Origin of the sequence: Arthrobacter sp. NPDC080073, assembly GCF_040686575.1 — a bacterium.
GTDB lineage: Bacteria > Actinomycetota > Actinomycetes > Actinomycetales > Micrococcaceae > Arthrobacter.
In genome coordinates this window covers 76,761-97,768 of record NZ_JBFBKR010000014.1, presented here as the reverse complement: position 1 = coordinate 97,768, position 21,008 = coordinate 76,761, and the positions used below count along the sequence as shown (strand labels likewise).

Annotated in this window: 18 protein-coding genes and 1 riboswitch; of the genes, 14 read left to right on the top strand and 4 right to left on the bottom strand. The window is 64.9% G+C overall.

What is annotated here, in order from left to right; translation table 11 throughout:
* The first annotated feature begins 19 nt into the window (after positions 1-19).
* Entirely contained in the window at positions 20-838 is an 819-nt protein-coding gene (locus AB0O52_RS16175; protein ID WP_364539377.1) for a sigma-70 family RNA polymerase sigma factor, read from the top strand.
* 38 nt (positions 839-876) lie between these two features.
* Here the strand turns inward: AB0O52_RS16175 and AB0O52_RS16170 are convergent, their stop codons facing one another.
* Positions 877-2,418 (bottom strand): MFS transporter, encoded by a 1,542-nt coding sequence (locus AB0O52_RS16170; protein ID WP_364539447.1) that lies wholly within the window; start codon positions 2,416-2,418, stop codon positions 877-879.
* An 82-nt stretch (positions 2,419-2,500) separates the two neighbouring features.
* Here AB0O52_RS16170 and AB0O52_RS16165 point away from each other — a divergent pair, with 82 nt between their 5' ends.
* The 6 genes from AB0O52_RS16165 to AB0O52_RS16140 all read left to right on the top strand — a co-directional run bounded on the left by AB0O52_RS16165 (position 2,501) and on the right by AB0O52_RS16140 (position 11,408).
* Positions 2,501-3,049, top strand: a complete 549-nt coding sequence (locus AB0O52_RS16165; RefSeq protein ID WP_364539375.1) for a TetR/AcrR family transcriptional regulator — start codon at positions 2,501-2,503, stop codon at positions 3,047-3,049.
* A gap of 188 nt (positions 3,050-3,237) precedes the next feature.
* Positions 3,238-3,335: riboswitch (glycine riboswitch) on the top strand.
* Positions 3,336-3,496: 161 nt separating this feature from the next.
* Positions 3,497-6,397, top strand: a complete 2,901-nt coding sequence (gene gcvP, locus AB0O52_RS16160) for an aminomethyl-transferring glycine dehydrogenase (protein ID WP_364539372.1) — start codon at positions 3,497-3,499, stop codon at positions 6,395-6,397.
* A gap of 11 nt (positions 6,398-6,408) precedes the next feature.
* Positions 6,409-7,542 (top strand): glycine cleavage system aminomethyltransferase GcvT, encoded by a 1,134-nt coding sequence (gene gcvT / locus AB0O52_RS16155; RefSeq protein ID WP_364539369.1) that lies wholly within the window; start codon positions 6,409-6,411, stop codon positions 7,540-7,542.
* 451 nt (positions 7,543-7,993) lie between these two features.
* On the top strand, positions 7,994-8,377 hold the full coding sequence (gene gcvH, locus AB0O52_RS16150) for a glycine cleavage system protein GcvH (RefSeq protein ID WP_364539367.1): 384 nt from the start codon (positions 7,994-7,996) through the stop codon (positions 8,375-8,377).
* Positions 8,374-9,711, top strand: coding sequence for a serine hydroxymethyltransferase (glyA, locus tag AB0O52_RS16145; protein ID WP_364539364.1), 1,338 nt, complete (start codon positions 8,374-8,376; stop codon positions 9,709-9,711). The genes gcvH and glyA overlap by 4 nt, the downstream gene beginning before the upstream one ends.
* A 266-nt stretch (positions 9,712-9,977) precedes the next feature.
* The gene (locus tag AB0O52_RS16140; protein WP_364539361.1) at positions 9,978-11,408 is read left to right on the top strand and encodes an L-serine ammonia-lyase; all 1,431 of its coding nucleotides are present in this window, start codon (positions 9,978-9,980) and stop codon (positions 11,406-11,408) included.
* On the opposite strand, the gene AB0O52_RS16135 is transcribed toward AB0O52_RS16140, so the two are convergent.
* Positions 11,389-11,553 (bottom strand): hypothetical protein, encoded by a 165-nt coding sequence (locus AB0O52_RS16135; RefSeq protein WP_364539358.1) that lies wholly within the window; start codon positions 11,551-11,553, stop codon positions 11,389-11,391. The two genes, AB0O52_RS16140 and AB0O52_RS16135, sit on opposite strands and share 20 nt — an antisense overlap.
* Positions 11,554-11,783: 230 nt before the next feature.
* On the opposite strand from AB0O52_RS16135, the gene AB0O52_RS16130 reads away from it, so the two are divergent.
* Together AB0O52_RS16130 and AB0O52_RS16125 are read left to right on the top strand one after the other, a co-directional pair.
* Positions 11,784-12,857 carry a peptidoglycan bridge formation glycyltransferase FemA/FemB family protein gene (locus AB0O52_RS16130; RefSeq protein ID WP_364539356.1) on the top strand — a complete coding sequence of 358 codons (1,074 nt, stop codon included), beginning with the start codon at positions 11,784-11,786 and terminating at the stop codon, positions 12,855-12,857.
* Positions 12,858-12,935: 78 nt separating this feature from the next.
* Positions 12,936-14,414, top strand: coding sequence for a threonine/serine exporter family protein (locus tag AB0O52_RS16125; protein WP_364539353.1), 1,479 nt, complete (start codon positions 12,936-12,938; stop codon positions 14,412-14,414).
* A 34-nt stretch (positions 14,415-14,448) separates the two neighbouring features.
* On the opposite strand, the gene AB0O52_RS16120 is transcribed toward AB0O52_RS16125, so the two are convergent.
* Both AB0O52_RS16120 and AB0O52_RS16115 read right to left on the bottom strand, forming a co-directional pair.
* Entirely contained in the window at positions 14,449-15,288 is an 840-nt protein-coding gene (locus tag AB0O52_RS16120) for a siderophore-interacting protein (protein WP_364539350.1), read from the bottom strand.
* A gap of 15 nt (positions 15,289-15,303) precedes the next feature.
* Complete coding sequence (locus tag AB0O52_RS16115) at positions 15,304-16,071, bottom strand: uracil-DNA glycosylase (RefSeq protein ID WP_364539347.1); 768 nt, start codon at positions 16,069-16,071, stop codon at positions 15,304-15,306.
* A gap of 152 nt (positions 16,072-16,223) precedes the next feature.
* Here AB0O52_RS16115 and AB0O52_RS16110 point away from each other — a divergent pair, with 152 nt between their 5' ends.
* The 5 genes from AB0O52_RS16110 to groL all read left to right on the top strand — a co-directional run bounded on the left by AB0O52_RS16110 (position 16,224) and on the right by groL (position 20,880).
* Positions 16,224-16,559, top strand: a complete 336-nt coding sequence (locus AB0O52_RS16110) for a DUF3263 domain-containing protein (protein ID WP_028266152.1) — start codon at positions 16,224-16,226, stop codon at positions 16,557-16,559.
* Positions 16,560-16,608: 49 nt separating this feature from the next.
* Entirely contained in the window at positions 16,609-17,229 is a 621-nt protein-coding gene (locus AB0O52_RS16105; protein ID WP_364539344.1) for a LytR C-terminal domain-containing protein, read from the top strand.
* Between the two features lie 139 nt (positions 17,230-17,368).
* Positions 17,369-17,572: a cold-shock protein gene (locus tag AB0O52_RS16100; protein ID WP_059388209.1), complete on the top strand. Its 204-nt coding sequence runs from the start codon at positions 17,369-17,371 to the stop codon at positions 17,570-17,572.
* Positions 17,573-17,685: 113 nt separating this feature from the next.
* A complete protein-coding gene (locus AB0O52_RS16095) occupies positions 17,686-18,954 on the top strand; it encodes an ABC transporter substrate-binding protein (RefSeq protein WP_364539341.1) in 1,269 nt (422 codons plus the stop codon).
* Between the two features lie 297 nt (positions 18,955-19,251).
* A complete protein-coding gene (groL, locus tag AB0O52_RS16090) occupies positions 19,252-20,880 on the top strand; it encodes a chaperonin GroEL (protein WP_364539338.1) in 1,629 nt (542 codons plus the stop codon).
* Positions 20,881-21,008 lie beyond the last annotated feature (128 nt).

Here is a 21,008-nt window from a genome sequence, read left to right as displayed (position 1 = left end):
GTCTCATGGGGGGACTAATTTGAATCGCGAAGAACGCAACGAGTTGGTGGTGCAGCACTTGCCGCTCGTTGGCTACTTGGTGTCGGAGCTCTGCGCGAGAGCTTCTCATTTGTCGCGCGACGATTTCGCATCGGTAGGGTCCGTAGCGTTGATAACGTCTGCCGATTCCTTCGATCCGAACCTCGGAGTCCCCTTCGGCGCATTTGCGCGCCGCCGCATCGTCGGAGCCTTTGCGGACGAGATGCGGGCCAGCGACTGGGCCACGCGGTCTGCGCGCAAACGCATCAAGGAAACCATGTCGGTCCAGGAAACGCTGTCCGGCGTCCTTGGCCGCACGCCTTCGGTCGCCGAAACCGCGTCAGCCCTGGGTGTCGAACGCAGCGTGGTGGAAGCCGCCCTGGCCGACGCCGCACGCACCCTGTCGCCGCTGGACGACGTCGTCGTGGACACAGTCGCCGCGGACACGATCTCCCCGGAGCACTCAGTCCTGGCCGATGAGCGCCTCAAGTACCTTCGCGCCGCCGTCGCCGCCCTGCCGGAAAAGATGCGTTACGTCGTCGAGGAGATCTACTTCGGGGGGCGGACCGTCAAGGAACTGGCCGAGGAACTCGGTTCCACGCACGCGGCGGTCTCCCAACAGCGCGCCGAGGGCATCCGCCTCATGCGCGATGGACTTTCCGCGCATTACGCGGACGATCCCGAGCAATCCTTCGAGCCCCAATCGCGCATTACTGCCCGACGCCGGCACGACTACCTCTCGACGCTCGCCACCGCTACCTTGGGCGGAATTACCCGTAGTTTCAGTACGCCTGATGCTGCCTTGAACCGGGCCGTCTAGACTTCACGAGTCCTCGAAGCCCGCAAGGCAGCCTTGGCCTACTTTGCGGTCGGCACGCGGCGGAGCACGACGGCGGCAAGGACTGCCGCTCCCGCCATCAGTACCAGCCCGATCGCTGCCGTGATGTGGACGCCCGATTCAAAGGCGGCACGCGCGGCGGTGGCCAGGGCGTCGCCCAATGGTTGGGGCAGCGCGGCCGCGACGTCCATGGCTCCGGCGAGCGTCTCCCGCGAGCGTTCGGCTGCGTGGCCGGACAATTCGCCCGGAAGCAGCAAGTGGTGTTGGTAGGACGCTGTCAGGATGGAGCCAAGCACGGCCGTGCCCAGCAATGATCCGAGTTCGTAACCCGTTTCGGAGATCGCCGACGCCGCACCCGCCTTGTCGGCGGGGACCGCGCCAAGGATCATGTCGTTGGAGATGGTCTCCGCCGAACCGACCCCTATGGCCAGCAGCAGGAGTGCCGTCAAAAGGTACCCGGGCCCCTGGCTGTGGTTGCCGAGCGCGGCCACGAGATATCCAACGGCGCTCAATGCCAGCCCCGCTGCTACCACCAGGCCCGGGCGGATCCGCTTGACGAGTGGAACAACCACCAGGCCCGCCACGATGGTGGCCAGCAGTGCCGGAACCATCGCGATACCCGCCTGCATGGGGGATTGGCCTTCCACGAGCTGCAAGTGCTGCGCGAAGAAGTAGATGAAGCCCGTCATGGAGAACAGGGACAAGACGTTGGCCGTGATGGCAGTGCTGAAGACCTTGTTCCGGAAAAGCCGTACATCCAACATCGGCGACGCCAACGTGCGCTGCCTGCGGACGAAGACGATTCCCATGACCAGGCCGAATGCCATGAAGGCCGCGGGACCAGGGCCAAAACCGTGCACGGCTGCCTCTTTGATGCCATAAACCACGGGGGCCATCGTCAGGATGGACAGCACGACGCTGGGAACGTCGGGCTTGCCCGGGTTGCGATCCTTGGATTCGGGGATGAGGAACGGGCCGAAGGCGAGCAGGGGCAGCAACAGTGGCACTGCAACCAGGAACACGGCTCCCCACCAGAAGTGCTCCACGAGCCAGCCACCGAAGATCGGTCCGAGCGCGGCGCCGCCGGAGAATCCGGCGGCCCACACGGCGACGGCGAGCCGGCGGCGGTTCGGGTCCGGGAAGATGTTGCGGATCAAGGACAGCGTGGACGGCATGAGCATGGCTCCGAAGATGCCCATGCCGGCACGTCCGGCGATGAGCCATTCAGCCGACGGCGCGAAGGCGGTGGCCGCGGAAACGGCTGCGAACCCCGTGCTGCCGATTAACAGCAAGCGGCGGCGGCCGATCCTGTCTCCCAGGTTTCCCATGGACACCAACAGCGCGGCGAGGACAAGCGCATACGCATCAACGACCCAAAGGAGCTGCACGCCCCCGACGTCGAGCGAACGCGCGATCTGCGGCAGGGCAAATGTCAGCGCCGTATTGTCCACAGCCACCAGCAGCACGGGGAACATCAGGAGTGCCAGGGCAGCCCAATCTCGCCACGGGGCGGATTGGATCGAAGGGGTGCGGGGGTGCTGGGTTGTGGACGGGCTGAACATGGACATAACTGTACCGTCTGGACGGTATAGTTTCAATCCGACTCATAAAATTGCCACATCGAACTAAGGGATGATGGACACCATGCCGCGAAAACCTATTGCCCGGGACGCTGTCCTGGATGCCTTTGAAGCCCTGCTGATCGAGGTGGGGGAGCGGGCTGCCACCCTGGACGCCGTCGCCAAGCGCGCAGGTGTCTCCAAGGGCGGCTTGCTCTACCATTTCCCGAACAAGGAAGCCATGATCAGTTCCTTGCTCGAACGCATGGACGGGCTGGCCGCACTGGACATCGAGGCAATGAAGACAGCCCCCGAAGGCGCGGCCGCGTTCTTTATCAAGTCGTCCCTGTGGGCGGATACTCCCTTGGACCGGGTGTTTGTAGCGGCCACGCGCCTCGCGGAAGTAGCCCATGAAGAAACGCGCAGGCGTTTCGCCGGGATCCAGCAACAATGGCTCGACGTGCTCGCCGAGGAAGTGGGGCCCGAAATGGCCAAAGCGGTCCGGTACATGGGCGACGGCCTTTACTTCAATGCGATGCTTGAAGGCGGCGCCGGTGATACGCAAGCCAAGGCCAGCGCGAGGAGCGCCGACGTCGGAGCGCTGCTGGCCGCCGTCGAGCGCCTCCGTAACTGACCGGCAGCCCAACTGACTCGCAGTAGATGTCGTTTTGAGGCTCCAAAACGACAATAAGTGCGAGTCAGTTGGGAAAGTCGGGCAGCTCGCTGACCATATTTGCGGACGCGGGCAGTCCATAGGACAATTGATAGTTGTGGCAGCCGTCACCGGCAACCACTGTAGATTCATATAACTGAATACGCCTTTGATCTGCGGCGGGAGAGTCCTGCAGGCATGTGATGCAGGCGCCGTAGGAGCAAATCCTCCCCAGGAATCTCTCAGGCCCCCGTACCGCCGCGGCAAGGCAACTCTGGAAAGCAGCACGCTGACGCGTGCTCACCGACGGTGCAAGCGAACCAGTGCCACAAGCACGGATTCGCGGAAACTCTCAGGTCCAATACAGAGCGGGGAGGAACCCGATTAGCTGTGGCGTACCCTGCGCCGCCTTATTAATGGAGTTCCTTCGTGACGGTTAGCTCAACCTCCACTACGTTCGTGGACCGGCATATCGGCGCCCGCCGCCAGGCCGATATTGACATCATGCTCAAGTCTGTCGGTTACGACAGTGTCGATTCGCTCGTGGACACCGCGGTTCCCAATGACATCCGCCAGGACGTCGCCTTGAGGCTGTCCAAGCACGGCACCGACGCCCTCAGCGAGGTCGAGGTCCTGGCGGAACTGCGCAAACTGGCGGCCAAGAACAAGACGGCCGTGCAGATGATCGGCCAGGGCTATTACGACACGGTGACTCCGCCGGTGATCCGTCGCAACATCCTCGAATCCCCGGCCTGGTACACGGCCTACACCCCATACCAGCCGGAAATCTCCCAGGGCCGGCTCGAGGCGCTGCTGAACTTCCAGACCATGGTCCAGGACCTCGTGGGCCTGCCGATCGCCAACGCTTCCCTGCTGGACGAAGCCACGGCCGTGGCCGAAGCGGTCCTGATGATGCGCCGGGCGAACAAGAACAAGTCCGCCCATGACGGCAAGACCGTCCTGGATGCCGACTGCCTGCCGCAGACCATCGCGATCGTGAAGGGCCGTGCCGAGGCGCTGGGCTTCGAGGTGGAGATCGCGGACCTGTCCCGGGGCCTGCCCGAGGGCGAGATCAACGGGATCGTGCTGCAGCAGCCGGGGGTTTCCGGCCGGGTGTTCGACCACTCCGGCGTGATCGCCGCCGCCAAGGAACGCGGCGCCCTCGTCACCGTCGCCGCGGACCTGCTGGCCCTGACCCTGATCACGCCTCCGGGCGAGCAGGGCGCCGACATCGCCGTCGGCTCCACCCAGCGTTTCGGGGTGCCGCTGTTCTTCGGCGGCCCGCACGCGGCGTACATGGCTGTCCAGAAGGGCCTGGAGCGGTCGATGCCGGGCCGTCTGGTGGGCGTTTCCAAGGACGACGCCGGCACCCCCGCCTACCGACTCGCGCTGCAGACCCGTGAGCAGCACATCCGCCGCGAGAAGGCGACGTCCAACATCTGCACCGCGCAGGCCCTGTTGGCCATCGTTTCCTCGATGTACGCCGTGTACCACGGCCCCGATGGCCTGAAGGCGATCGCCGAGACCGCCCACAACCACGCCCGGACCCTGGCCGCGTCCTTGAAGGCCGCGGGCCTTGAGGTCCTGCACGGCAGCTTCTTCGACACCGTCACCGTCCGGGTCCCGGGCAAGGCTGCCGGAATCGTCGCCGCCGCCGAGGCCAAGGGCATCAACCTGCGCGGCATCGACGCCGACACCGTAGGAATCTCCGTTGACGAGACAACAACTGAAGAAATCCTCGGCGACGTGGCCGCAGCGTTCGGCGCTTCGCTCGCAGACGGGGGCGAGGGCTTCGCCCTGGAGGCCGCCGTCGAGCGCTCTTCGGACTACCTGCAGCACCCCGTGTTCAACACCCACCGTTCCGAAACCCAGCTGCTGCGCTACATCCGCAAGCTCTCGGACCGGGACCTGGCGTTGGACCGCACCATGATCCCGCTGGGATCGTGCACGATGAAGCTGAACGCCACCGCCGAGATGGAAGCCATCTCCTGGCCGGAGTTCGCCTCGATCCACCCGTTCGCCCCGGATTCCCAGACCGAAGGCTGGCGCGAACTGATCGAAGATTTGGAAGCTGACCTGACCGAGATCACCGGTTACGACCAGGTCTCCATCCAGCCCAACGCCGGTTCCCAGGGCGAACTCGCGGGCCTGCTGGCCATACGCGGCTACCACCACTCCCGCGGTGACCTCCAGCGCAACGTCTGCCTCATCCCGGCTTCCGCCCACGGCACCAACGCCGCCTCGGCAGTGTTGGCCGGCATGAAGGTGGTGGTGGTGGCCACCGCAGCCGACGGCACCATTGACCACGCGGATCTGCAGGCGAAGATCGACGCCAACAAGGACGTCCTCTCGGCCATCATGATCACCTACCCCTCCACGCACGGCGTGTACGACGCGGACGTGCGCGAGATCTGCGACTCGGTGCATGCTGCCGGCGGCCAGGTGTACGTCGACGGCGCCAACCTGAACGCCCTGGTGGGCCTGGCCCAGCCGGGCAAGTTCGGCGGCGACGTGTCCCACCTGAACCTGCACAAGACCTTCTGCATCCCGCACGGCGGCGGCGGACCGGGCGTGGGCCCGGTCGCTGCCAAGGCGCACCTTGCACCGTTCATGCCGGGCGATGCCAACAAGGCAGCACACGAAGACGGCGCTTCTTTGCCAGGGACTGGCGTTGCGATCTCCGCCTCACGCTTCGGTTCGGCGGGTGTGTTGCCGATTTCCTGGGCGTACGTGAAGCTCATGGGCGGCGAAGGCCTGACCGAGGCGACGAAGTCCGCGCTGCTGGCCGCGAACTACATCGCCTCGCGCCTGAACGAGTACTTCCCGGTGCTGTACACCGGTGAAGGCGGGCTGGTGGCCCATGAGTGCATCCTGGACCTGCGCGAACTGACCGCCAAGACCGGCGTGACCGCGGAGGATGTGGCCAAGCGCCTGATCGATTACGGTTTCCATGCCCCCACCCTGGCGTTTCCGGTCGCGGGGACTCTGATGGTGGAGCCCACCGAGTCCGAGGACCTTGGCGAGATCGACCGGTTCATCGAAGCCATGATCACCATCCGCAAGGAAATCGACCAGGTCGCCCACGGGGACTTCACGGTGGAGAACAGCCCGCTGCGCCACGCACCGCACACCGCGGCCGCCGTCGTCTCCTCGGACTGGAACCGTGAGTACTCCCGCGAGCAGGCCGTCTTCCCGGTCCACCACCTGAAGCAGGACAAGTACTTCCCGCCCGTGGGCCGCATCGACGGTGCCGCCGGCGACCGTAACCTGGTCTGCTCCTGCCCACCCCTCGAAGAGTTCGAGGAATCCACAGAACCCTTCGAAAGCTAAGGACTGACGCAATGACTGAGAACTACACGGCTCTCTATGAGCAGCACAAAATCGCCGGCGCTTCCTTCACCGATTTCGGTGGCTGGCAGATGCCCCTGAAATACGACTCGGAACTGGCCGAACACCACGCCGTCCGCCAGTCCGCTGGCCTGTTCGACCTTTCCCACATGGGCGAAGTCTGGGTCACCGGCCCGGACGCCGCTGCCTTCCTCGACTACGCCCTCGTCGGGAAGCTGTCGGCGGTCGCGGTTGGCAAAGCCAAGTACTCGCTGATCTGCCAGGAAGACGGCGGCATCATCGATGACCTCATCACGTACCGCCGCGGCGATGCCAAGTTCCTCGTGGTCCCGAACGCCGGCAACGCCAAGGTCGTGGCCGAGGCACTGAAGCAGCGCGCCGCCAACTTTGACGTCGTGGTCGAGGATGCCTCCTCGGCAACCTCGCTAATCGCCGTCCAGGGTCCCAAGGCGGAAGAGATCCTCCTCCGCCTGGTCCCGGCGGAACAGCATTCGCTGGTCACCGAGCTCAAGTACTACGCCGCCGTCGAGGTGCCCTTCACCTTTGCCGGGAACACCACGGAACTGCTGCTCGCTCGCACCGGCTACACGGGCGAGGACGGCTTCGAGATCTTCGTGGACAACGATGATGCTGCCGCCCTGTGGCAGGCAATCGCCGCAGTTGCCGAGGACGGCGAGCTAATCCCCGCCGGCCTGGCCTCGCGCGACTCCCTGCGCCTCGAAGCCGGCATGCCGCTCTACGGCAACGAACTCTCCCGCGAAGGCAACCCCTTCTCGGCAGGCCTGGGTCCGGTAGTTTCGCTGGCCAAGGAAAGCGACTTCGTAGGCCGCGCCGCCCTGGAAGCCCTCAAGGCTGAGGGCGCCGGTTCCACCAGCGGCCGCAAGCTGGTTGGCCTCAAGGGCCTGGGCCGCCGCGCCGGCCGCAGCCACTACCCGGTCCTCAAGGACGGCACTGTGGTCGGCGAAGTCACCTCCGGCCAGCCCAGCCCCACCCTCGGCTACCCGGTCGCGATGGCTTACGTCGACGTCGAACACGCCGAGCCCGGCACGGCCCTGGACATAGACCTGCGCGGCAAGCCGGAGGCCTTCGAAGTTGTCGCACTGCCTTTCTACAAGCGCGCCAAGTAGGTTTCGGGTGCATGCGATCCGGGGTGGCTGGGAGCCGCGGGACGGAAGAATCCTCCGCGTGCTCGGTCGCGAAGACGCCCGCTGAGCGGACGTGTCGCTCCCTTAGACGCACGCTTCCGGATCCTCCCGGCCAGCGGCGGCTCTCAGCTCACCTCGGGTTCAGTTTCAGTCCGGCACCTTTGGCTCGCTTTCGAAAGCCAAAGGTGCTGGATGATGAGCCACCTGCCGGAGGTTGGGCCCACGGGAACCAGGGTTACCGACTAAAACCGAAAGGGCCAGCGTTCTTTTCCGGAACTGTTGGCCCCGAAAACTGAACTGACTTCTAGCGGCGGGAGTGAGGTATCCGGCAGCATGCGTCTAAGCGAGGAACGAGCGAGCATGCAGAGGATGGCGCACTCGCGCCGCGTCACCCGACCACAATTTGTTTTTAGACCAACCCAAAGGAAAAAACATGGCAAAAGTTGCACCTGAACTGCAGTACTCCGACGAGCACGAGTGGGTTGCCCGCGAGGCCGGGAACCTTGTGTCCATCGGAATCTCCGCCGTGGCCACCGATGCCCTCGGCGACATCGTGTACGTTGACCTGCCGGAGGTCGGTTCCGCTGTGACCGCGGGGGAGACCTGCGGCGAGGTGGAGTCCACCAAGTCCGTGTCGGACCTGTACTCCCCGGTGACGGGCGAGGTCACGGAAGTGAATTCGGCCGTCGTAGAGGATCCTGCGCTGATCAACAACGATCCGTACGGTGCGGGGTGGCTGTTCAAGGTGGCCGCCGAGTCCGACGGTCCGCTGCTTTCCGCTGAGGAATACGCTTCCAAGAACGGCGGCGAGCTGTGAGCGCCGCAACCGGGGCCGCAGGCACCGGAACCACCGCTTTCGAGCAGGTCGTTTCGCCGAGCCTGGACACGGTGTTGTCCGAGCTGGATCCGGAGATCGCGGCGAAGATCGACGACGAGCTGAACCGCCAGAGGTCGGGCCTGGAAATGATCGCCTCGGAGAACCACACCGCCGTGGCTGTCATGCAGGCGCAGGGTTCGGTGCTGACGAACAAGTATGCCGAGGGCTATCCGGGCAAGCGCTACTACGGCGGCTGTGAGCACGTGGACGTCATCGAGCAGCTCGCGATCGACCGGGTGAAGGCCCTCTTCGGTGCCGGGTACGCGAACGTGCAGCCGCACTCCGGTGCCCAGGCGAACGCTTCGGTGATGCACGCCCTGATCAAGCCGGGCGACACCATCATGGGCCTGAACCTGGCCCACGGCGGGCACTTGACCCACGGCATGCGGATCAACTTCTCCGGCCGCCTCTACAACGTGATCCCGTACCAGGTCCGCGAAGAGGACCACCGGATCGACATGGCCGAGGTGGAGCGCCTGGCGCTCGAGCACAAGCCGGCCCTGATCGTGGCCGGCTGGTCCGCCTACGCCCGCCAGCTGGACTTCGCCGGGTTCCGCCGGATCGCGGACCTGGTGGGCGCGTACCTCATGGTGGACATGGCGCACTTCGCCGGGCTGGTGGCCGCCGGGCTGCACCCGTCCCCGGTCCCGCACGCGCACGTGACGACGTCGACGACGCACAAGACCCTCGCCGGTCCGCGGGGCGGCATCATCCTGACCAACGACGCCGACATCGCCAAGAAGATCAATTCCGCGGTCTTCCCGGGCCAGCAGGGCGGCCCGTTGGAGCACGTGATCGCCGGCAAGGCCGTGGCCTTCAAGATCGCCGGCTCGGAAGAGTTCAAGGAACGCCAACAGCGCGTGCTGGCCGGTGCCCGGATCCTGGCCGAGCGCCTGGTCCAGGATGATGTCACCGCCAAGGGGATCTCGGTGATTTCCGGCGGCACGGACGTGCACCTGGTGCTCGTGGACCTGCGCAACTGCGAACTCGACGGCCAGCAGGCCGAAGACCGGCTCGCGGGGATCGACATCACCGTCAACCGCAACGCCGTTCCGTTCGACCCGCGCCCGCCCATGGTGACCTCCGGCCTGCGGATCGGCACCCCGGCACTGGCCGCCCGCGGTTTCGGTGAAGCGGCGTTCCGCGAGGTTGCGGACATCATCGCCGAGGCACTGACCGCCGACGCCGACGCCGACCTCTCCGGGCTGCGTCACCGCGTGGAGGCACTCGCCGCCGCGCACCCGCTCTACCCGGGCGTCGCAGCGCTTAGCTGACCGTCTCTTTTGGGCCGTTGGGTCCGGCAAACCTGTCGGAACCAATGGCCCGTCGGGGCCGGCATCCTCTGCGGGCTCGGTCGCGTAGACGCCCGCTGGGCGGACGTCTACGCGACCGAATGGGCCCACGCCGTCCGGGTTCCCTGACCGAGCTTGCGAGGTTAGGGGGACGGCGGGGACGCCCGCTGCCGGATGTCGGTCCCGAAGGGGCCGCGCTGCTCACCTCCTCCACCGTCCCCGACCATATATCTAGTAAGGAATCCGACATGGCTGTTGGCGTCTTCGATCTTTTCTCTATTGGGATTGGTCCTTCGAGTTCGCATACCGTGGGGCCGATGCGTGCTGCGGCGGTGTTCGCGGGCGAGCTGAAGGAGTCCGGCGCCCTGGAACGGGTGGCCTCCCTGCGCGTTGACCTGTACGGTTCCCTGGCTGCTACTGGCCGCGGGCACGGCACCATGACCGCGGTGCTGCTGGGCCTGGAGGGCTACCACCCCGAGGAGATCCTCCCTGAGGAAGTGGAGGAACGGCTCGCCTCGATTGCCGAAACCGGCACGCTGAACCTTTGCGGCGCCGTCGATCCCGAGTCCGGGGTGTCGCTGCCGTACGGCGAGTCGGACATGATCCTGCACCCGCTCACGGTCCTTCCCCGGCACACGAACGGGATGAAGTTCTCCGTTTCCGACGCCGACGGCGAGGTGCTGCACGAGGCTACGTTCTTTTCCGTGGGCGGCGGATTCATCGTCCGCGAAGGCGAAGAGGACGCGGCCCAGAAGGAACTGGAGGAGTCCAAGAAGGAACTCCCGCTGCCTTTCCGCACCGCCGCCGAACTCATGGGCCGGTGTTCCTCCAAGGGGATGGGCATTTCGGACATCATGTTCATCAACGAGCGTGCTTCCCGGACCGAGGAGGAAATCCGCGAAGGCCTGCTGCACATCTACGCCGTCATGGAGGCCTGTGTAGAAAAGTCCCTCAAGCGCGAAGGCGTGCTGCCTGGCGGACTGAAGGTCCGCCGTCGGGCTCCCGACTGGCACGAGCGGCTCCTGAAGGAAACCAAGGACCAGGACCCCGACTACCGCGACCCGAAGTACTGGCAGGAATGGGTGAACCTCATCGCCCTGGCAGTGAACGAGGAAAACGCTTCGGGCGGCCGTGTTGTCACCGCGCCCACGAACGGTGCCGCCGGGATCATCCCCGCCGTGCTGTACTACGCCCTGCACTTCGCCCCCGGCATGGACAAAGCCACGCAGCAGGACCGCAACGAGACGATCGTGAAGTTCCTGCTCGCCGCGGGCGCCATCGGGGTGCTCTACAAGGAGCAGGCCTCGATCTCCGGAGCCGAAGTGGGCTGCCAGGGCGAGGTCGGCTCCGCCTCCTCGATGGCCGCCGCCGGCTTGGCCGAAGTCATGGGCGGCTCGCCTGGACAGGTGGAGAACGCGGCGGAGATCGCCATGGAACACAACCTGGGACTGACCTGCGACCCGATCGGCGGACTCGTGCAGATCCCGTGCATCGAACGCAACGCGATCGCGGCGGCGAAAGCCATCAACGCCGCGAAAATGGCGCTCTGGGGCGACGGCACCCACCGCGTCTCCCTGGACGAGGTCATTGTGACCATGCGCGAAACCGGCAAGGACATGTCCTCCAAATACAAGGAAACCGCCATGGGCGGACTCGCGGTCAACGTCGTGGAGTGCTGACGCCCGGGTCCTGACATTCGAGGCTGCGGGTACCGGACGGCCAGGCCGGGCCCAGCAGTGCGGCGGATGCCATGGCCGCGAAGACCGACCAAATGGTGTTGCTGCGGCCGGTGCTGAGCGGCGGAATGGGGCGGTAGACAATCATTGGGTCCTCCTGGTTCGGCTCTTGTGATAACCACTTTCCACTGCCGAAATAGTTGCGGACTTTGGGGAACCTTTGCCCTGGCTGTGAGTAACCGACGGGGCCCCACATGGAGGTGTTGGAACGGACCAGGCTGTAGCTCTCCGTGGGGGCCGATAGACTTGTGGGTGAACGCCTGCGCCGCACACCGGTGCCTGCTGCCTCACGTACGCAACTGATTGGACACGGCCCCCTTGCGAGAATTTACCGCACGCTTTGCTACCGCCGAGGAAATCGAACACTGGGACAAGCACGTCACCGCCAACCCCAACGGCGGCAACCTCCTCCAATCCGAGGCATTTGCAGACGTGAAGCAGCATTTCGGCTGGAAGCCGTTGCATCTCGTCTACGAGACCGAGGCGTACAACAGCTACAACCTGGTCCTGGAGAAGTCGTTTCCACTGCTCGGCAAGCTCTGGTACCTCATCAAGGGCCCCGACGTTGCCGGCGTCGAGGACATTCCGGGGATCATCAAGGCCAACCGGGAATTCGTCAAGCGGGCCAAGCTCGGGGTTTTCGCCGTGAAAATCGAGCCGGACATCGTCCTCAGCAGCGAAGCCAGGGACGTGATCGAGGCTACGGGAGTGGTCAAGACCCCGAACCTGCAGCCGAACGACTCCACAGCCCTGCTGGACATCTCTCCCGACGAGAACCAGCTGCTGCGCAACCTGCATTCCCGCGGCCGCAACGCCGTTCGCAGGGCCATCCGCGAAGGCGTCGAAGTCCGCACGATGGAACCCACGGAAGAGAACTTCCGTTCCATGTACGCGCTCATGACCAACACCGTCGAGGCCAAGTCCCAAGTGCGCGTCCGTGAATACGGGTATTACCGCCAGTTCTGGACCAACTTCATCGAGCGTGGCCAGGGCAGGCTCCTGTTTGTCTTCGAGAACGGTGTCCCATCCGTCGGAGCCTTCGTCATCAACTATGGCCGGAAGGGCACCTACAAGGACGGCGGATCGCTGCAGAAGCGCGCGCAGTACGGCGATTCGCACTTGGTCCAGTGGACAGCCATCAACCAGGTCAAGGAGCTGGGCTGCACTGAGTACGATTTCTGCGGCACTCCGCCGGCGGACCGGCTCAAAGACACCTCACATCCGTTCCACGGGCTTGGCCTGTTCAAGACCAGCTTCACAAAGACCGTCACCGACTTTGTCGGGTGCTACGACCAAGTCATCAGCCCGCTGAAGTACAAGCTCTGGACCGCTGCCGGGGAACGTATCGCCCGGCAGATCTACACCCGCCGCACGGGCCAGCAGTTCTACTGAAATCGCAGCACCACCCCGGCTGCTGGATGTGCACCACACCATACTTGGAGGAACCACGCCCTTTGGAGGATCACCCGCGTGACTGACCGCCCCGACAATAGGCCCAACACGGACGGCCTGCCCAAGACGCAGCCGCTGAAGCCATCCCAGGTGCGCCAGAACGTCAACGCCAAGCGCATGCTTCGCAGGCTCGTGCAGGGCGAGAATCCTCCCACCGCCCCCCTGAGCATCGTGGACCGCCTCGCCGGGAGCCCGTATGCCAACCCCATCATCCACGTGGGCGGCGTTGACGCTTCGGCCCGCAAGACCATCGACTTCGCGCTGCACATGGCCGAATCGATGTTCCGCTATGGAGCCGGTGCCCTGGAAGTCGAAACCAGCATCATCGCAGTCACGGCGGCCCTCGGGTTGAAGAACATCGAAGTGGACATCACTAACCAGTCAGTCCAGATCAACTACGCACCCAAGGACCAGACCCCCCTGACCCTGCTCCGCGTGGTCCGTTCCTGGACCAACAACTACGCAGGTTTGGCCCAGGTGCACCAGCTCGTCACGGACATCGTGGCCGGCGGGGTGGGCAGGGCTGAGGCCGTGCGGCGGCTGGATGACATCATCCGGAGCAGCAAGCCCTTCCCGCGGTGGATGGTCACCATGGCATTCGGCGTCTTCGCCGCTGTTTTCGTCGGGGTGCTGGGTGGGGGACTGGGAGCATCCGCCCTGGCTTTCGTCTCCAACATGCTCGTCAATCTCGTGGCCCGTCAATTGGGCAAGTGGCGCACTCCTGACTTCTTCGTGACCGCGGCCTGCTCCTTCCTGGTCACGTTCATCGCCCTCATGCTCCACTGGGCCGGTGCGGACATTCCGCCGTCCATCGTCGTGGCGGGCGGCATTCTCCTGCTCTTGCCGACAGGTCGGCTCGTCTCTTCGGTGCAAGACGCCATCAACGGATTCCCCGTGACTGCGGCCGGACGCTTCCTGTCCACCATCCTGACCTTCGGCGCGATCGTTGCGGGCATCGCCGTCGCGGTGGTTGTGGGGGACCTCATCGGCAGCGTCGCGATCGACGTCACGCAAACATTCCCCGAGGCGTATCCATTGTGGGGTCAGGCCATGCTGATCGCCATCGGGGTGATTGCCATCGGCATCACCGAACAGACGCTGCTCAAACTCCTGCTCCCGACGGCGGCTGTGGGCTTGGTGGGTTACTTCGTCTTGTGGGGGGCTTCCAACCTTGGCTTCGGAGACCGGCTCTCGCCGGCGATTTCCGCCGTGGTCATCGGTCTGCTCGCCCGGATGGTGGCACTCAGGCTCGGGGCGCCGCAACTGGTGGTGGCCGTTCCCGCGGCCCTCATCCTGCTGCCCGGCTTGAAGATATTCCGTTCCATGTATGTCTTGACGGTGCAGGAAGCGGATGTCCTGCTGGGTTCGGGCGGCATGCTCAACGCGGGAGCGATTGTGCTGGGTGTGGCCGCAGGGATTGTGCTGGGCGACAACCTTGCCCGGCCGCTGACCAAGGGACTGGCCAGCAACGAACGCCGCCGCGTCCGTCGGCGGTAGCCCGCCAGCAGACCGAACGCCAAAGCGCAGGCGCTTAGATCTGTCCGATCGGGAGTTTCTTCTCCGCCTGGAAGTCGTCCTCGACCCGCCCCTGGGCCCAGTATCCGGAAAGCGATACCTGGGAACGCTCCAGCCCGCGCTGCTTGAAGAAGATGTCCCGCAAGCCTTTCATGTAGCCGCGCTCACCGTGCGCAAACACGTCGACCCGGCCGGGCAGCCACTCTGCATCGCCCAACGCATCAAGGAGGATCGTGCTTGATCCGGCCGGGACTCCGGAGCGAAGCAGCCAGCGTAGCTCCACACCGTCGGGCGCCGCGATAGCAAGGATGTCGGCGTCGTTATCGACTTCGAGGAAAGCAAGGCCCTTGGCGTCGGCCGGTAGGGATTCGATCGCGGCGGCAATCGCCGGCAGCGCGGCGTCGTCGCCCGCGAAAAGGTACCAGTCGGCGTCGGGCGCCGGGTTGTAGCCGCCGCCGGGACCCGTGAAAACAAGGGTGTCTCCGGGCTGGGCTGAGAGCGCCCACGGTCCCGCAAGGCCCTCGTCGCCGTGAACCACAAAGTCGATTGCCAGTTCCTGTGCGGCTTGGTCCACCCAACGGACGGTGTAGGTGCGGGTGTACGGCCACTGTGCGCGGGGCATGGTCTCGCGGATGGCCCAAAGATCAAGGGGCAGCTCATAGTCGACGCCGGGCTGCGGGAACACGATCTTCACATACCGGTCCACGAAGTCGTTGTTCGCGTAGCCGGCAAAACCGGGTCCGCCAGCAATGATGCGCACCATGTGGGGCGAAAGCCGTTCCGTGCGCAGCACAGTCAGGTTCACTTGGGGGCGGGTATTGCGCGATGCAGACGACGTCGCGGGTAAAGATGTCATGTAGGCAAGCCTAAGCTAGGGCAGTGCTGGAAGCTCCCAGATGACGGGATCTGCGCCTTGCCTGCGGAGCAGTGCGTTGGCCCGGCTGAAAGGGCGCGAGCCGAAGAATCCCCGCGAGGCGGACAGCGGGCTGGGATGCGCGGAGGAGATCACCGGGGCGCCTTCAAGCAGCGGCAGTACGGCTTCTGCGTCCTTGCCCCACAGGATCGCCACGAGCGGACTCTGCTGCCCGGCAGCGGTGCGGCGGCGGGCGACGGCGGTGACCGCCGCCGTCGTGATCGCCTCCCAGCCTTTGCCCCGGTGGGAGCCGGCTGCACCGGCCGCGACGCTGAGCACCCTGTTGAGGAGGAGTACTCCCTGTCCCGTCCAGGCCGAAAGATCGCCGTGGACGCGCGGCGGGAGCCCGAGATCGGACTCCATCTCACGGTAGATGTTCGAGAGGCTGCGGGGGATGGGCCGGGTTGGCGCGGAAACCGCGAAGGAGAGCCCGACGGCGTGTCCCGGCGTCGGGTAGGGGTCCTGGCCCAGGATCAGCACCTTGACGTCTGCCAGAGGCTGCCGGAAGGCGCGAAGGATGTTGGACGCGGCAGGCAGGACATGGGTTCCTCGGCTTGCCTCGTCCGCCAAGAAGGCCAGCACCGAGCGCAACTCGTCCTCGACGCCGGAGAGCGCGTCAGCCCAGTCCGGGGCCATGAGGTCCTCCAGGGCCATTCCGGGGAGTGCCTCGAATCCGGCGGAGTCATCCTCGGATTCAAGCTCAAATAACGCTTCTTCGCCTGCCACCCAGCCATTGTCCCTGTCCTGGGTCCCCTCGAGGAAATGGGCTACCGGGGAAAGCGGACCGGGGAAGGCGGCGGGGCAAATGACATCGGTGTTATTCGCCCGTTACCATGGGCGGGGGACATTTTTCAGTCAATGCGTCGAAGGAGTGTGTCGTGGCAGAACCCGCACGGGAACCCATGGCGTCCGAAGCAACTGGATTGGTGCTTGAAGACCTGTCCACCGGACTCCGCAGCGATTCGCCGCTCGGCGAGCGTGAACAGCAGATGCTGGCCCTGGAGAGGCAATGGTGGAAGTACGCCGGGGCCAAGGAACAGGCCGTCAGGGAACTCTTCGATCTCTCCGCGACCCACTACTACCAGCTGCTCAATGCCCTCATCGACACTGAGGAAGCATTGGCCCACGATCCTATGCTGGTCAAGAGATTGCGTAGACTACGTATGTCACGGCAGAGGGCCCGCACAGCGCGTCGTCTCGGTTCTGACGCATAGAGCACCCGCTGATCCCCCAGCAAGCAAGCAGCAAGGACAAGGCTTCACCATGACCAAATTTGCCCGGGATGAATTCGACCGTGTCCCGCAGAGCTCATCGCGCCAAGGTGTCCACAGGCTCGTCGCGTCCGCTTCCCGTCCCGCGCTGTGGCCGGTGCTGCTCCTGGGCGGCATCGCGCTGGCTGTCGGCCTCGTTGCCTTCCTCATCCTTCCCAAGCTTGGCTTCACCTCGTCGACGACGCCGCAAGCCGTCGTCACCGCGGACGCCTCCAAGCCAAGCGCCGCGGCCTCACCTTCCGCAAACAGCTCTGCGCAGGCATCCAGCCAGCCGAGCCCGAGCGACACTCCTTCCAACCCGCCGACGGCCACCACAGCGACCCCCAGTACGGCGCCGTTGGACAAGACAGCGGCCGTCGCGGTCTACAACGGCACCACCACCGGCGGCCTGGCTGCCCGCGTGGCCGGCATCGTGCAAGGCGGGGGCTGGCCATTGGCAACCGTCGCAAACTGGGGCGGCATGCCCCAGCAGACGTCGTCGGTCTTCTACAAAGGCGAAGCCCAGAAAGGCAATGCCGAAGCGCTAGGCAAATTGCTGGGCATTTCCAACCTTGTGGACAGCGCCGAATTCCAGCAGCCCGTGGTTGTCATTCTGGGCCCCGGCTACAAGTAGCAGCTCGGTTACGCCTCAATAACATTGCGGCTACCCCCACCCAAGGTTGCGCCCCGGCAACGTGACTGTGGTTACAGTAGTTGTGAGCCGGCCCGGAGATCCCGGAAGCCGGCCACTGCTAGCTGAAAGTGTGGGGATCATGGCTTTGGGAACCGTCAAATGGTTCAATGCCGAAAAGGGCTACGGATTCATCACCGTGGATGAGTCCGGTGACGACATTTTTGTGCATTGGTCTGCCATCCAGATGGATGGCTTCCGTGCTCTCGAAGAAGGACAACGGGTCGACTTCGAACTGGGCGAGGGCCAGAAGGGCCCGCAGGCAGAAAGCGTGCGGCTTATCTAGTGGGTGTTGCGGCAACAGGGCAGTCGTGGCTTTTTGAAACCCGGCCTTTTGAAACCTGGCCCCTTCGAGGACGCCGGTCCCGGGTAGTTTCCCTTCTTGCAGGCCTTTCAGCCTTGGCCCTCGGACTGGCCGGATGTTCGGCCCCCATCGGCAACGCCAGGCTCAGCTCCGTTACCACGAGCGGCGACGGCGTCCTGCGCATCGGCGTGATTCTGGACAATACCGGTAGCTCCGCATTCCTCAATGAGTCCGAGCTTGCGGCGGCCAAGCTGGCTGTCAAGCAGATCAACGACGCAGGCGGATTCAAGGGCCACCCTGTCGAGTTGCTTCCGTCATCGGCCGCCGGCGAAGGCAGCGGCGCTAGCCAAGGGGCCAGGGCGGCGGCCTTCACTGCCGATGCCGCGGCACAAGCCAAGGCGCTGCTGTCGGCCCACGCCGACGTCGTTGTGGGGCCGACGGATTCCAGCCACGCTCCCGCAGCCATCGATGTGTTGTCTCCAGCCCGGATTCCGCTCATCTCGCCCGCAAACACGGCGTCGGGGCTGAGCAGCTACAAAAACGGTGGCTTCTACTTCCGGACCTCGGCCGCTGATGCCGCGCAGGGCAGCGTCTTGGCGAAGCTGGCCCACGACGCCGGTGCCACGAGGATTTCCGTCCTCCACGAAGCCGGGGACTACGGTACGCGCGTCTCCGGAGCGGTCATGGACGCCGCCCGCAGCCTTGGAATGAACGCCGTGTCCAACGCGGAATTCACGCCGGGCAAAGCAGCTCCCGCGGCGGCGGGCATCAAGTCGGGCACGCCGGACGCCGTCGTCGTGGTGGCCCGTGACGGTGCCCAAGGCGCCCTGGCCGAGCTGCTGAACGCGGGGTTGAGCGGCAAGAGCCTGATCCTGAGTGACGGCGCCATCCGCCAATACGGAACAGCGCTCGGTGCCGGTGGCCTCGACGGCGCACGCGGAATTCTTCCAGGTGTCTTCCCGAGTGCGGAGTTCCAGGCCGGGCTGACCGGGATCGACCCCCAACTCAAGGACACGACGTATGCCGCCGAAACGTACGACGCCGTTACCCTCGCGTCGCTTGCGGCCGCAGCGGCGGGCGACGACGCCGGTAGCTCGATCGCGGCCTGGCTCACCACGGTGTCCGGCGGGACGCGCCCGGCGTCGGGCGATGCGGCAACGAAAGAGCGCACCTCCTGTGCGTCATACAAGGATTGCCTCGAGCTGCTGAAGGGGGCCAGGCTCCCGGATTACGACGGCGAGTCCGGCACCATCGGGTTCGACGCCAACGGCGACGTTACCTCGTCCAATTACATGGTCTTCACCTACGGAGCCGACAACACTGCGCGGGTGAGTGGCAAGGAGACTGCTTCACGGACTCCGTGATCGGCTTGTGCCTGGAGCGAATTCGCTCGGCGTGGCGAGCACTTTCCTGCGCTTGCTGCTTGCACTCTCCTCGGGTGAGTGCTAATTATTGATTAGCACTCTCAAGCACTGACTGCTAATTCTTCACACGGCTCCGGTCGTATGGAAGCAGTGGGTGCCTGGGAGAACAAAGAAAACCTTGCTGGGGTGAGATCCGGAGCAGGCGGCGTACAGAGGCCGAATGTGAAGGATCGTCCGTCGCGGGCACCGCAGTGAAGGCACCTTCTTAACGACTGTCCCGAAAGGACTACCGCCGTTATGGCCAAGATCATTGCATTTGATGAAGAGGCGCGCCGCGGTCTCGAGCGGGGTCTGAACACCCTCGCCGACGCCGTCAAGGTCACCCTCGGCCCGCGTGGACGCAATGTCGTCCTCGAAAAGAAGTGGGGCGCTCCCACGATCACCAACGATGGTGTTTCCATCGCCAAGGAGATCGAGCTGGACGATCCTTACGAGAAGATCGGCGCCGAGCTGGTCAAGGAAGTTGCCAAGAAGACCGACGACGTCGCTGGCGACGGCACCACCACCGCCACCGTGCTTGCCCAGGCCCTCGTCAAGGAAGGCCTGCGCAACGTAGCTGCCGGCGCCGACCCGCTGTCCCTCAAGCGCGGCATCGAGAAGGCTGTTGAAGCCGTTATCACCGAGCTGCTCGCCTCCGCCAAGGAGATCGAGACCAAGGAAGAGATCGCAGCCACGGCTTCCATCTCTGCCGGCGACACCGAAATCGGTAACCTCATTGCTGAAGCCCTGGACAAGGTCGGCAAGGAAGGCGTCATCACGGTCGAGGAGTCCAACACCTTCGGCCTGGAGCTTGAACTCACCGAAGGCATGCGCTTCGACAAGGGTTACATCTCCGCGTACTTCGTCACCGACGCAGAGCGCCAGGAAACGGTCCTCGAAGACCCGTACATCCTGATTGTCAACTCCAAGATCTCCAACGTGAAGGAACTCGTTGCGGTCCTGGAGAAGGTCATGCAGTCCAACAAGCCGCTGCTGATCATCGCCGAAGACATCGAGGGCGAGGCCCTGGCTACCCTCATCGTCAACAAGATCCGTGGCACCTTCAAGTCCGTCGCCGTCAAGGCTCCGGGCTTCGGTGACCGCCGCAAGGCACAGCTCGCCGACATCGCTATCCTCACCGGTGGCCAGGTCATCTCCTCGGAGGTCGGCCTCAGCCTCGAGAACGCAACCCTCGAACTGCTCGGCAACGCCCGCAAGGTTGTTGTCACCAAGGACGAGACCACCATCGTCGAAGGTGCCGGCGACGCCGACGCCATCGCCGGCCGTGTTGCACAGATCCGTGCCGAGATCGAGAACTCCGACTCCGACTACGACCGCGAGAAGCTGCAGGAGCGCCTGGCCAAGCTGGCCGGCGGCGTTGCAGTCATCAAGGCCGGTGCCGCAACCGAGGTGGAGCTCAAGGAGCGCAAGCACCGCATTGAGGACGCTGTCCGCAACGCCAAGGCTGCCGTTGAAGAAGGCATCGTCGCCGGTGGTGGCGTTGCCCTCATCCAGGCTGGCGCGAAGGCATTCGCCAACCTGCAGCTCGAAGGCGACGAAGCAACGGGCGCCAACATCGTCCGCGTTGCCATCGACGCTCCGCTCAAGCAGATCGCTCACAACGCTGGCCTCGAGCCGGGCGTTGTCATCGACAAGGTCCGCGGCCTGCCGTCGGGTCACGGCCTGAACGCCGCAACCGGCGTTTACGAGGACCTGCTGGCTGCCGGCGTCAACGACCCCGTAAAGGTCACCCGCTCGGCTCTCCAGAACGCTGCCTCCATCGCTGGTCTGTTCCTGACCACCGAGGCCGTTGTTGCCGACAAGCCGGAGAAGAACGCTCCGGCCATGGGTGGCGGCGACGACATGGGCGGCATGGGCGGCTTCTAAGCCCCCGCGCCGGCTCACCAGCCACACGCACGACGACGGTCCCCGCTTCAGGTGGGGGCCGTCGTCGCCGTTTAACGACGCTCGCTCACCTATATCGGGTTTTGCCCCGACGCTCGCTCACCTATATC

What these genes read in the sequence shown, in the direction of transcription:
- AB0O52_RS16170 (WP_364539447.1), bottom strand. Translation starts at nt 2,418, where the DNA reads ATGTTCAGCCCGTCCACAACCCAGCACCCCCGCACCCCTTCGATCCAA.
- AB0O52_RS16165 (WP_364539375.1), top strand. Translation starts at nt 2,501, where the DNA reads ATGCCGCGAAAACCTATTGCCCGGGACGCTGTCCTGGATGCCTTTGAA.
- gcvT (WP_364539369.1), top strand. Translation starts at nt 6,409, where the DNA reads ATGACTGAGAACTACACGGCTCTCTATGAGCAGCACAAAATCGCCGGC.
- gcvH (WP_364539367.1), top strand. Translation starts at nt 7,994, where the DNA reads ATGGCAAAAGTTGCACCTGAACTGCAGTACTCCGACGAGCACGAGTGG.
- AB0O52_RS16140 (WP_364539361.1), top strand. Translation starts at nt 9,978, where the DNA reads ATGGCTGTTGGCGTCTTCGATCTTTTCTCTATTGGGATTGGTCCTTCG.
- AB0O52_RS16135 (WP_364539358.1), bottom strand. Translation starts at nt 11,553, where the DNA reads ATGATTGTCTACCGCCCCATTCCGCCGCTCAGCACCGGCCGCAGCAAC.
- AB0O52_RS16120 (WP_364539350.1), bottom strand. Translation starts at nt 15,288, where the DNA reads ATGACATCTTTACCCGCGACGTCGTCTGCATCGCGCAATACCCGCCCC.
- AB0O52_RS16105 (WP_364539344.1), top strand. Translation starts at nt 16,609, where the DNA reads ATGACCAAATTTGCCCGGGATGAATTCGACCGTGTCCCGCAGAGCTCA.
- AB0O52_RS16100 (WP_059388209.1), top strand. Translation starts at nt 17,369, where the DNA reads ATGGCTTTGGGAACCGTCAAATGGTTCAATGCCGAAAAGGGCTACGGA.
- groL (WP_364539338.1), top strand. Translation starts at nt 19,252, where the DNA reads ATGGCCAAGATCATTGCATTTGATGAAGAGGCGCGCCGCGGTCTCGAG.